At 35.4% G+C, this 12,808-nt stretch carries 11 protein-coding genes; all 11 read left to right on the top strand.

Annotated features, from left to right (window positions below; translation table 11 throughout):
• The first annotated feature begins 492 nt into the window (after positions 1 to 492).
• The 11 genes from IGI43_RS11770 (at position 493) to lepB (IGI43_RS11820) (ending at position 12,756) form a co-directional block, all read left to right on the top strand.
• Positions 493 to 1,557 carry a tyrosine-type recombinase/integrase gene (locus IGI43_RS11770; protein WP_438757979.1) on the top strand — a complete coding sequence of 355 codons (1,065 nt, stop codon included), beginning with the start codon at positions 493 to 495 and terminating at the stop codon, positions 1,555 to 1,557.
• A gap of 379 nt (positions 1,558 to 1,936) precedes the next feature.
• Entirely contained in the window at positions 1,937 to 2,659 is a 723-nt protein-coding gene (locus tag IGI43_RS11775; protein WP_438757980.1) for a DNA-binding response regulator, read from the top strand.
• A 262-nt stretch (positions 2,660 to 2,921) separates the two neighbouring features.
• Entirely contained in the window at positions 2,922 to 4,256 is a 1,335-nt protein-coding gene (locus tag IGI43_RS11780; protein WP_438757981.1) for a pectate lyase-like adhesive domain-containing protein, read from the top strand.
• Between the two features lie 141 nt (positions 4,257 to 4,397).
• Positions 4,398 to 7,400, top strand: coding sequence for a MucBP domain-containing protein (locus IGI43_RS11785; protein ID WP_438757982.1), 3,003 nt, complete (start codon positions 4,398 to 4,400; stop codon positions 7,398 to 7,400).
• Positions 7,401 to 7,419: 19 nt separating this feature from the next.
• Positions 7,420 to 7,728, top strand: coding sequence for an LPXTG cell wall anchor domain-containing protein (locus tag IGI43_RS11790; protein WP_438757983.1), 309 nt, complete (start codon positions 7,420 to 7,422; stop codon positions 7,726 to 7,728).
• A 3-nt stretch (positions 7,729 to 7,731) separates the two neighbouring features.
• The gene (locus IGI43_RS11795; protein ID WP_438757984.1) at positions 7,732 to 8,535 is read left to right on the top strand and encodes a WxL domain-containing protein; all 804 of its coding nucleotides are present in this window, start codon (positions 7,732 to 7,734) and stop codon (positions 8,533 to 8,535) included.
• Positions 8,536 to 8,565: 30 nt separating this feature from the next.
• Entirely contained in the window at positions 8,566 to 9,369 is an 804-nt protein-coding gene (locus IGI43_RS11800) for a WxL domain-containing protein (RefSeq protein WP_438757985.1), read from the top strand.
• Positions 9,370 to 9,591: 222 nt separating this feature from the next.
• Positions 9,592 to 10,644 carry a DUF916 and DUF3324 domain-containing protein gene (locus IGI43_RS11805; RefSeq protein WP_438757986.1) on the top strand — a complete coding sequence of 351 codons (1,053 nt, stop codon included), beginning with the start codon at positions 9,592 to 9,594 and terminating at the stop codon, positions 10,642 to 10,644.
• Between the two features lie 21 nt (positions 10,645 to 10,665).
• Entirely contained in the window at positions 10,666 to 11,334 is a 669-nt protein-coding gene (locus IGI43_RS11810; RefSeq protein ID WP_438757987.1) for a hypothetical protein, read from the top strand.
• Positions 11,335 to 11,361: 27 nt separating this feature from the next.
• Complete coding sequence (gene lepB / locus IGI43_RS11815; protein ID WP_438757988.1) at positions 11,362 to 12,063, top strand: signal peptidase I; 702 nt, start codon at positions 11,362 to 11,364, stop codon at positions 12,061 to 12,063.
• A gap of 21 nt (positions 12,064 to 12,084) precedes the next feature.
• A complete protein-coding gene (lepB, locus tag IGI43_RS11820) occupies positions 12,085 to 12,756 on the top strand; it encodes a signal peptidase I (protein WP_438757989.1) in 672 nt (223 codons plus the stop codon).
• Positions 12,757 to 12,808 lie beyond the last annotated feature (52 nt).

Consider the following 12,808-nt stretch of genomic DNA (forward strand, 5'->3'; position numbering starts at 1 on the left):
CGAAATATATTGATATTTATATACAAAAAATAAAAATATTATAACGAAAAGGTGGAATTTTAATAGTATATTGTTATAATCAGATTAAATAGATGTGCTAAGAAATTTCTTGAACGTATCAAGTATAAGAAAACAGTGAATCTACTTACTCTGAAACTGCATTATCAATCCAACTATAACTTCATTCTATCTTAAAAATAGAGAGTAGTCTATAATGAAAAGTTCGTTTTTTTATCATTTTTTTGATAATTTTGATAAAAAAATGAGAATACTTGTATATTATTTTTATTTATAGGTGAATTTAGTGGTGTAATATCTTGTTTTTATTTTATTTTGTCTAGTAAATAATCATACGGATATATTGAGAAAATAGATTCATATTTTTTAGCCGTCAAATAAGCCGTCATTTTTTTTCGGAAAGGGTGTTAGAGGTTGAGTAGAAAAGGTGAGAATATTTATAAAAGAAAGGATGGTCGATGGGAAGGACGGTATATGAAAGCAAGAAATGAAGAGGGAAAAATTATTTATGGGTACATCTATGGAAAACGCTATACTCATGTAAAAGAAAGATTAGCTGAATTGAAAGTTCGCTATTCTCTTACCCGGAGTAGTATTGATTTATACGAAGGAACTGTTCAAGATTGGCTAAACCATTGGTTGAATGTATTGATGCGCAAAAAAATCAAGTTATCAACCTATTCAAGTTATCGTTTGCGTATGGATAGATACATCATTCCTTTTTTAGGCAAAAAGCAATTGACATTACTGAAAAACCGCGATATAGAAGCGTTTGTTAATTATTTAATGAACTTAAATTTATCTCCTTCGACAATTCATTCTATTGTGACCGTTTTAAAAAGCGCGATGAATAGAGCTTTATTGGAAAACTATATTCTGTCAAATCCTTGTCAAAATCTATTGTTATCAACAGTACCAATGAATGAAATTTCAGCACTAAGTTTGAAGGAACAAGAACAGCTGGAACAAGTTGTTTTGAAAGAAAAAAACTGTTCTGCTGTAATTTTGGCTTTGTATACAGGATTAAGGATCGGTGAGATCAGTGGATTAAAATGGAGTGATATTGATTTTGAAAAAGATATTATTTATGTGAAAAGAACGCTTTATAGAATTCCTAATACTATAAATGATAAAAAAACTGAGATCATTATGGCCGAACCAAAGACGAAAAATTCTAAACGATCCATACCTTTAGCAAAAAATCTAAAAGAATATCTATTGGAAAAACAACAAATCACTGTTTCTGAATATGTGATTTCATGTAAAAATAGTTTTGCTGAACCAAGGGTCATCAGCTATCGGTTTGGAAAAAGTCTTGAACAAGCAGGAGTCAGGGCCGTTCATTTTCATATTTTGCGTCATACCTTTGCGACAAGATGTGTTGAACAGGGAATTAATATCGCTGCACTTAGCAAATTATTAGGTCATGCTTCTATAAAATTGACTCTGGATACGTACACTGACTCTCTTTGGGAAAATAGGAAAGAAGCTGTTTCGATCATTGATACTAAACTTGATATTACTACTGTTAGATCTTAGAAAAAGAGTAGTTCCATATAAAAAGAAAACACGCCCGATTTTGACAATTAATATCAAAATCGGGCGTGTTTTTACTATCTTCATTTTTTTTAGCCGTCATAAAATGGTCAAAGAGGAATTTAAACATAGATGAATAAACACGAAAATCATCTTTTTCTTATATTTGATACGTTCAAGAAAAAAACAGGCCAACTATCTGATTCCCAGATAGACCGTTATCGTCTATTTATTTAGTCCTTAGCTCGATAAATAGACGTATAAATATTATAGTCGGAAATCATGAATTTCTAAACTCTAACGACTTCAAAAGTGTAAAAACTTTACAAAAAACCTAAATAAAATAAAGAATCAAAAAAGCAGTGATGGGAGGGAATCACGAATGTACAGGATTGGGTACATCTCATTTGATAATGAATTAAGTGAACAATATCAAGAAGTTTTCAAAGCACTTCAATGTACAGTCCAGATCATAAAAAAAGAAAAAGTCAATCGATTGCTGGAAACAGAGAACAACACATTACAATTATTTGATGCATTGATTATTGACGATACAGAGTTGAACAATATAAATTGGGTTTGTGAGTTCATTATAAAAATACGTACGCAAACAACGTTACCTCTTTGGATCTTAGTTTCCTCCGAAAGTATAAATCGAACGAACCGAATTGTCTATTTACAATTAGGAGTAGATGGGATTATTGATCAAGGCCACGAGTTAGATGAATCCGTATTAATGATGAGAAACCAACTAAAACGAGTTAAAGAACAGGAAGTATCTTTAGAAGTCTCGAAAATATCAGAAATCAGAAAACCTACTGAATTTAAATTGATACCGCAAAATCTAAGTGTGTGTGTAGACGAAGGCTTAGAAGTTAATTTAACAAAATTAGAATTTTTAGCTATTGAATATTTACATAAAAATGTACGTCAAACAATGACTTATGAGGATATCTATAAAAATGTTTGGAATGATACTTGCCGAAACAGAAAATACCGAGTGTCTAATTTAATCTTTCATTTGAGACAAAAACTTGAAATAGATATCGATAAACCAAAATACATCAAAACGATTCGCTCTAAAGGGTATATGTTGAATATTTAGTCCTAACGGTCGTTAAAAACATCATGTAGAAAATACTGAGAATCGGCTGATGTAAAGCATACTCAGTATACATAAAAAAACATATGTTTTTTATGAAGATAGGAGGAAAAGGTATGCGTACACTTTTGATGTCAGTCAAAAAAATAATTTGCGAAACTGGTTAGAAATAACGAGTGCGGCAAGTAGTTGCTCGTTTTTCTGGAAAGGAGGAGGAGTAAGAAGCGTTTCGTTAAAACATACATTTAGTTTAGGAGGAAGAAAATTGAAAAACACACAAGTAATAAAAAGAAGCTTATTCACTCTAGCTGCAACCGTAGCATTAGGAGCAGTCGTTTTAACAGTTCCAGCACCATTTTCAGGTCAGTCAGTTGTTGCTTATGCAGCGGAAGGAACAGCAGAAGTAGCAACAATTGGAGAATTTGAAGCAGCCTTGAAAAACCCAACGATCACGGTGATCAATGTGAATCAAAGTATCCAATTTAAAAAGAACATCACAAATATTCCAAACCGCGATCTGACGATTAACGGGAATGCTGATCAGGGTGTCGTGATCAATTCAGCACACAACTCAATTTATGGTAAACAAAATACAAAAGGGACTAACCTTATCACAATTACGAATGCAAACATCGTTGGTGCTGATGGCGACGGTCGCTTTTTTACAGGCGGAGCAGGTAACGGACCTTCAAGCTATGGTTGGAATGTTTTAGCACAAGACGTAACATACACAGGTGCCCGTTTTGTTCACTTGAGTGAAGGTAAATTAACTTTTGGCGGAACAAATACGATTACGACCCGTGCTGAAAATGCTTGGGTCCATGACTTAGAATTCTTGCCAGGAACAGTTTATAACGGAATTGCTGCCAACAAAGACCACGGTCAATTTAGTGCGTTTTACTTTAATGGTGCATTGATTAAAGGAAAAGCAACTGGCGAAGTGAAAATTGGAAGCCAAGCGAATGTCAATGTCAAAATTGGCCCACAAAGTAATGTAAATCATTACTACCCAGTATTTTATGACAAAGTACAAAAAGTTGATATTGATTCAGGGGCAACTCTTGATGTAGATGCTGCAGGTGTAGCGTTTGAATTTATTCCACGTGCTGATTACGTAAATAAATTTCCTTCACTAAACTTGGCAACAGGTGCCAAAGCATACTTTAATGGCCGCGGTGGTGGAGACTATCCAGCAATGTATCTTCAATACTACGGTACGCAAGTAAACTTAAGTAGAGGTTCTGAACTTGTAGTCACTGGTAATAGTAAAAAAGGTGCTGTAAGAAGTGAATACAAAGGGGCGCAAATCAATCTTGATTCTCCAAGAAACTTTGAAATTACAAATAAGAAACCCGGTGCACAACTATTCTACAGTACAAATACAACGATTAATGCTAAAAATGTAGGACGCTTGTCAACATGGGGAAGAACAGGTGGAGAGTATTTAGATCCTGCTGAGACAATTTTCGCAACACGTGATTTCTCTGTAAACTTTGGCAAAATCATTAATAGTAAAACTTTATCAGTCACGGGCGTAACATCAGGTGACTTCCGTATGGAAAATTACGGAAAGATTTCATTACGTAGTGGTGGATTTTAAAAATTTTTTACTACAAAGTGAAAGATTGAGTACGAAATATTCCAAGAAAGGAGGTGTCTTTTATTGGAAAATAAAAGAAAAAAATATTTATTAGGGTTGATAAGTGTTTTTTGTTTAAGCGTAGTACTGGGAATATATTTTATGAATCCCTCACAAACAAAAATTTCGGCGGCAACACCATTACCTGGGTATACAATGATGAATCAGGCGCCAGGAATTAATCTGGTTTCTACTGGTCCAGCTAAAAATGAAATCTCAGGAGATTATGGATTCTCACTCAAGCTCACTGATGCAGTTTCATATGCTCCTATTGGAGGGCCAAAAGTAGTCGACGGTTATCCTGGCAGTCCTACTAAAGTTTACAAATTTAACAAAGAAGATGCTGCAAAAGCAGACGAATACGGCGTATGGATACGAAATGCCGGATTGTATAATGGTCGTAGTGTTGACGTGAAATTTTTGGTGGATTCTATGGATGTTAAGCCAAATGCAGATAATAAAGGGGCAAATCCGGAATTTCAATTTTTTGCCGTTGATGCAAAGGACAGAGATAAAAAGACAGATGCGACTGTAAGTCCTGATGGTAGTCAAGGGACATGGTCTATGGCTTATTTTCAGACGGGATCTGGTTATATTGATCATTACGTGTACTACAGTTTTGGAGACAAAATTAATTTCCACTATGAATTTTATTACAATGACACGAATGAGAAATTACCACTTAAAGGATCGTGGAATTACAATAATTTAAATGGTCTCAAAACAACGACAACCACATTCGCTGAACCTGATTTTAAAAACTATTTTGTAATGGATAATACAAAAATTTCATATAAAGTAGAAAATGGTCTTCTTGAAATGTCAAGTTCTGATGACTATGCTCTAAATGTTCCTGAAATACAGCTGACGCAATTGTTTGAAAAAGAACAAATACCTATCTCAATGGCGTACAATCCTGCTGACTATAATGGCGCAATGGCTATACTGTATTCTACCGAATCCTTAACACGAATTGCTCCAGCTACTCCAATTGTCTATGGACAAAGAAATTCTACCGATCATACTGATCCAGCATACAAAGAGTTAAAATACTCTATCTTGCAAGGTGTGGCGGATAACAGAAAAGAAAATAGAAATGACAAAGTAATTATCGATACTGAAGTACCTGACTTCTATGATATTACAGATGTAAAAATAGTAGAATATGGCACTACAATTGATAAAACTAATCTATTTACACCAAGTATAACTGGCTCAAAACTAACATTGACATCAAAAGATTCAACATCAGATGCGTTTAACGGTAGCTTGTTTGATATTCAAATTACAGCAAAACCAAATAGCAAATTTAAATTTGATCGTACTGATTATGGTTATGTAAATGATGCAGCAAATCTTGATGACAATGGGTTTATGCTTTTCGAGTTAGGTGGTTCAAAGACTAAAACAACGTATACCTATAATAATTTAGCCAAACCTACCAATGAGTTACAATCTCAGGTAGTAAAAGGCCAATCTGTGTCTCAAGTTCTTTATGAAGGAATACCTTATGGAACGGCTAAAACAGATGTGACCATTCCGATGGGTGGAAATATTGCAACAGCATTTCCAAATCCTAAAGATCTACTTGAGTCATATGATGTAGATACGGATAACGATATTGATCGCCCAGTTACTGTTTCATATAAAAATGGAACACCGCCAAGTATCAATGCAGCGCAACCAGGCGATGTAATACCAGTAGAACTAATCATGACTTCTGCAAAAGGGATTGAAATGCCTATTACGGTAAATATCACAGTAACTCAAGTAATGTTTGAGTTGGATATTGAACATTTAGATGCGGAAACAGGTGCGGTGATCGGTACGACGAATCCATTACCAAGTGGGGAAAAAGACGTAGAATACACAGCGACATCACAGCCGATTGCAGGCTATATTCCTACGGCGGTATTGGTAGATGGTGTGGATAAAACGCCTTCAGTTTTAACAGATCCGTTGACGGTTACAGCGAAATTTGTAACAAACAAAAAAGTAACGTTTAAGTACACGAAATTAAGAACACCAGTGATTACAGCTGATTTCGAAGTAAATCATACGACGGCGCCATTAGGTGGTCAAGTGGAATATACGGCTAAGCTTCAAAATACAGCCGAAACACCTTCGAAATGGCGTAACGTTTCTTATAAGGTGGATACCGCTTTTCCAGAAAAAATCACACCTGATGTCACAAGTATTACAGTGAATGGTGTAGCTGTAGCAGCAGGTAAAGCTGTGTTTAACGAAACAACTAGAGAGTTTAGCATTGATCTGGGTGATTTAGACCAAACGCAAGTGATCATTAAATACAAGGTTATTATTGCACCAGATGCTGCTTTACAAGTTTTGAAACAAACGTATACGGTATCTGGCGATGAAGGGTCAAAACAATCAAATGAAACGTCTCTAAATGTTATTGCTGGTGAAAGCCAGCTGACGGTCAAGTATATGAAAAAAGATGGAAATAATAATGATGTGAAAATGGATCCGGATTATGATAATACGACAACAGAAAAAGATGGTACAGCGTTCGATATAGAACTAAAGACCTTTGATGGTTATGTGCTGGATAAAATTGTTGTAGATGGTACGCCAATAACTGGCACTTTACCAAGTTCAATTAAAGGAAAATATGGTGAGGTTTCCGTGATCGAATTCCATTATAAAGGAACATTACTAATTACCTCTTCACCAGATTTACTTGATTTTGAGATGCAAGAAGCAAGTGCTAAAAAACTACGTGTAGAAAGTGCTAAAACGGATAAAGATTTAGTGGTTACAGATACACGTTCAACTAAACAAAGATGGTATTTATATGCCAAAGTAACAGAAGATTTTAAAACAACCGATGGATCAAATAAAACTCTTTCAGGAATTCTGCGCTATAACGATGGCGGAATAAATGAGAAGAAGTTCCCAGTAAATCAAAATCAACTATTGACTTCGCCTGATAATTTTTCAGAGACACAATATAACATTAGCCAGTCGTGGACTGCAGGTGGTAAAGGATTTAAAGTTGAAGTTCCAAGCGATTATGTTAAACAGCTTGGAGAATATCGAGCAAAAATTGTGTATACATTAAGTGAAGTGCCTGATCTTCCTTAAAGCGAAGGAGAGAAAGTCAATGATGAAGAAAATGAAACATGCGTATGTTGGCCTAATTTTACTCGCATTAATAGGAGGATTCTTGGGTATATTCACTACTGCCTATGGAGAAGAAGCTGCTGTACAAACAAATGGTGAGATTGTTTTTTCTACTGAAACGACAAGTACATCAAGTAGCGAACCTGTCGAAAAACCAAGAGGGAAATTTCCTTCAACTGGTGAACTTGTTGTGAAAAGTTTTGTTATCAGCGGAATAGTCTTAGCAGCATTTGTAATACTCTTTTATCTGATTAAAAGGAAAAAAGACATGAGTGAAAAGGAGGGGTAGATAATGAAAAAAAAGACATGTATCAAAGCTGCTTTTCTTTTAGCCCTTCTTTTTGCAACTGCTCAAGCGAAGACTTTTTATGCGAAAGAATCGTCATTACCTGGGGATGCGACTATCGATTTAAAAGGATATAAGGAAGAAAATCCAATTATTCGAGATCCGGAAAATCCAGAAGTGGAAGTGGATCCAGGAGAGACGCCACAAACTGATGGCGAGCTACGGATTGATTTTGTGCCGAAGCTGAATTTTAGTACAGTAATGATCTCAAAGGAAAATACCGTTTTTCCTGTAAATGCCCAACTCTTTCATGGCAATACATCTGCTCGTGGGAATTTTGTTCAAGTATCAGATTATCGAGACGATCCCACAGGATGGACGTTGCAAGTTAGACAAGAGAATCAATTTAAGCATGCCACTAAAGCTGGTGCACAGTTGAAAGGCGCGGTCATCTCCTTTGATCAAACTTGGGCTAATTCTACAAGAGATTTGGCGAAAGCACCAATGGTATCTAAAGACGTTATCCGCATGAGTAATGTAGGTGAAACGTATAACTTAGCTGAAGCACAGCTAGGCAAAGGTACGGGAACGTGGAGCATTGTGTTTGGAGCATCAGAGGAAAATCATAACGAACGTCCAAATACATTACAAATTAGAAAAGACGGTTCTGGTAAAGAAATGACAGATCCGATTTTCAAAAAGCCTGTGTACACCAATCGAGCAGTTACGCTCTTTGTACCAGGAGCGACTGAGAAAGAGGCAGGAGCATATTCAACGGTGCTAACTTGGGTATTAGCCGAGTTACCATAAATAGAACAAAAAACTTAGGGGGAAATACAAATGAAATTAACACACAAATTATGTGGTGCAGCATTATTAACTGTACTTGGGGTAGGCCTGGCAGCACCAGGAGCAACAAAAGCGGCAGAAGACAATTCAAAAGCTGGAGATGCAGATATCCAGTTCACTAAACCTACGTATGGTTCTTATGATTCAACAGGTGGTGTAATTCCGCCGGATACTGATAAACAATCAACTACAGATACAGATCCTACTAAATTAGTAGATGGTGAATTTGTTGTTCAAGGGATGTCAAAATTAGTATTTAACGAGCAAGCTGCTACAACAGGTGCTATTAAATCTTTTGCAAAACCAACGACTGCGAATGATCCAGCTGCAGCAGATTATGTTAGCCAACGTGCAAACTGGGTTCAGTTTAAAGATGACCGTCTTGTAGATGATCGTACGTATGAATTGACAGCTAAACTTGTAGATACAGATGGTAAAGGTGCATTTAAATTTGATGATAATGGAAAAATAAGAAATATCGCGGGAACAACAATCGATTATAAAAATACAAAAATTGTAGCCCATGAAGACAACGTTAGTCTTTTACCTAGTACTTCAGGATTAAAAACGTCGATTCATTTAGCTGAAAATGTACCTGCTAAATTATTTACAGCAACTGAAAATAATACGGGTAAAGGCCGTGGTAAATATGCGGTTTACTTTGGTGATACACTAACGAATACAGATACTGAATCAGTTGAACTAAGCATACCAGCAAATCAAGCAGATGATATTCGTGATGGGAACTATTCAGCAAAAGTTCTTTGGACATTGTCAGAAACACCAATGCAATAAAGAAAATAGTTAAACAACGGTTAAATTGAGGCAGAGTCAAAAACACTTAGCTTTGAGAAATAAGAAGGAATTCACAAAAATTGTTCATAAAATTTTTGTGAATTTCGCCTTATTTCCGAATGAGTTGCTTTTTTCTCGTCATTTATTTAGATTTTGAGCTGGAAATAAAACAGATTTTTTGCTTCGTTCCGGTTTTATAATGAGAGAGAGGATAACAAATACATGAAAAAAAGAATTTTATTAGGTCTCTTTTTATGTTTATACATAGTTTCAATTTTTGGTTTTTCAAACAAGGCTTATGCTGAATTACAATTTGCATATGAAACTGTACTTCCTGAAAATCAAAAAGGAGACGGACGCTATTTTGACTTACGTATGACTCCTGGGCAGGAACAAAAGGTTCAAATAATGCTCACGAATCGTGCAGACCAGGAACAAACGATAGAAGTTTCTTTAAATGGAACAAAAACAAATTCTAATGGTGTCTTAGAATATGGTCCTAGTGCCTTAAAAAATGATGCATCTTTAAAATATGATTTTAAGGATATCGTTAAAGGTCCATCGGAAGTAACCTTGGGTCCCAATGAAACAAAGCCTTTAGAACTAACCATTAAGATGCCGGCGACAAGCTATGACGGCAAGATTGTTGGTGGTATTTATTTGAAATCAAAACCGACAAAAGAAGAAGAAGAAGCAAATGAGAAAGCCAAAGGTGTAATCAATGAGTATGCTTTTTTGGTTGGAATGATGCTGCAGGAAACAGATGAGCCTGTAACCGTTGATTTAAAATTAAATAAGGTCTATGCAGGACTGTCAAATTATCGAAATAGTGTATTTGCTAATTTTTCAAATATAAAAGCTGAATATTTAAATAATATGACGGTAGAGATGGAAGTAATGGCTAAAGGATCAGATGCTGTTTTATACGATACAAAAAAAGCAGATATGAAAATGGCGCCTAATTCAATGATTGAGTTCCCTTTAGAACTAAACGGGGATGAGATGGTAGCTGGTGATTATAAAGCGCACATTTTAGTTACAAGTGGCAAACAGAAATGGGAATGGACGAAAGACTTCAAGATCACCAATGAAGAGGCAGATAAATATAATGCGCAAGATGTTTCTTTGATCCAAGAAGCTGGAATTAATTGGAAGCTCGTTGCTTTGATTGCTGTAGGAATTTTTGTAGCATTTTTACTTGTTTTCTTTATCGTTCGGACCGTCAACAAGAATAAGAAGAAAAAGAAGGGAAATAGGAAAAAAAAGAAAAAATAAGTTAAAGGAGGTTACCGTAATATGGGTCTATTAGACTGGCTTTTCATTGGATTACTTTCCTTTGCGACCCTTTGCTTTTTATTTGTCTTCTTTTTCTTTTTCTATTCGTTCTCTACTCGAAAAGAACTAAAAAAAATGAAGTGGCGAAAACGACCTAAAAATAAAATGAAACGAAAACGTTGGATGAAAGTGCGAAAACAATTGGAAATGCGCCGGAAACGTTCTGACAGAACAATCATCATTTTAGTTTTACTCGCTGTTGTAGCATCAGGAAGTGCGTTTTATTCTCGTTATTATCAGATGACCCATTTAACAGCTGAAGATGCTAAAGGAGTCGTTCAAGGTTATTTTATGACAGAAGAAATCGAAAATAAATTAATCACAATGAGAGACGGCGGTAGTATCGAAAAAGAATATCCCACCTATCAGGAAATTAGTTCTTTGATCGTAACTTACAGTAATAGATCTATCTCTGATGGACTATCTGAAGAAGGTAAGAGAGTATTGACCCGTTATAATGTCGGCATGAAAAACTTAGGATCAAATCTGCATAGTTTAACAGAACAACAGTTAGAAGATAAAGAAAAGATTGAGAGTTATTTGAAAGATATTCAAAAAATGAAGAACCAACAGAAAGAAGTCTTCAAGTATTTTAGGGTCAATGAATCAGCATTGAAACAAAAAAGTTAAAGCCAACTGATTTTTGAGGGAAACCACATGAAGCAAAAAGAGAAAATAACTAAAAAAAAACGCGCACAAAAAGAGTTATCAAATAAAAAAATGGAACAATCAAAGAAACGAAAAAAAACGATCAATAAAACCAAAAAACGATCGAAAAACAAAAAGCTAGCTAAAAAGAAACGCAATCGAAAAAAAGAAAAACGTCAGCAGTTTATAAAAGAAATTAGTATTAGTTTGTCAGTATTGCTGGGATTGTTATTTTTAATTCAAGTCTTCTTTTTTTCTTTTCCAAGCGTTGAAGGATACGGCATGACTCCCTTTTTGAATGATGGAGAACGAGTGATCGTTATAAAAAAAAGGCCAGTTAAACGATTTGATTTAGTTTATATTCGACAACCAGGGACACAAAGAATGTTGATACGGCGCGTGATAGGCTTGCCTGAAGAAGAAATTGACTACCGAGAGGATCAATTGTTCATAAATCAGCAACCTGTCGTAGAACGCTTTTTAAAAAATGAACAAAGTGAAGCAAAAGCTGAGAATCGATTATTGACCGATAATTTTAGTCTAAGAACGGTGACAAATGAACATCGATTGCCTAAAAATAGCTATTTTGTATTAGGTGATAACCGTCATTATGCGGCGGATAGTCGAAATTTTGGCTGGGTTGAAAAAAAAGATGTTCTAGGTGTTGTAAAAGTAAGAGTCTTTCCTCTTCACCAAATGACACAATTTTAAGGAATCAGTAGGAGGGCAGATATGGCAAAAGCACCTCATTTTTCTATGCGAAAAAAGCAGACAAAAACGTCTTTAAGTCCAAAAAAAGTAAGAGCGCAAAGGCTGAGTGACCCCAAAAAAAAAATGAAAAAGGAAATAAAGCGTAGGAAAAATTGGCTATCGGAAAGCCTGTTTTTCTTGTTGATTGCTGTAATTATTCTCTTTTTCTGGGGATTTAAAACGCATCGAGTTTCTGGAGAATCAATGAAACCAACATTTGAAACAAATGATCGAATTATCGTGAAAAAGAATACACTCCCTAAACGATATGAAATCGTAACATTCGATCCAGAAATTCCAGGTGACCCAAGTTATGTGAAACGAGTAATTGGCGTTCCAGGTGATCAAATTTGGACGGACTCACATGCAATTTATATCCGTCCATCCAACGCTACGCCGTGGAAACAAGAGGAAGTGTCAGAAATGGTTACGAGCATGTTACCAGATAGTACGCTCAAAATAATAACCAGCGATGAAGTGGCATTGAATCTAAAAGGTATTGCAACAATTCCAAAGGGCAATTACTTTGTACTAGGAGATAATCGAGCTGCGTCAAAAGACAGTAGAAAATTAGGACTAATCAAAGAAAAACAGGTTGAAGGTATTGTCGTATTTCGTTATTTTCCGTTCAATAAGATGGGGTTTGTTCATTGAGAGTATTAATTGAAGATGTAGTATTTAATAAGTATCGGTACACAACGATCGA

Source organism: Enterococcus sp. AZ126 (assembly GCF_051714545.1).
Classification (GTDB): Bacteria; Bacillota; Bacilli; order Lactobacillales; family Enterococcaceae; genus Enterococcus_L.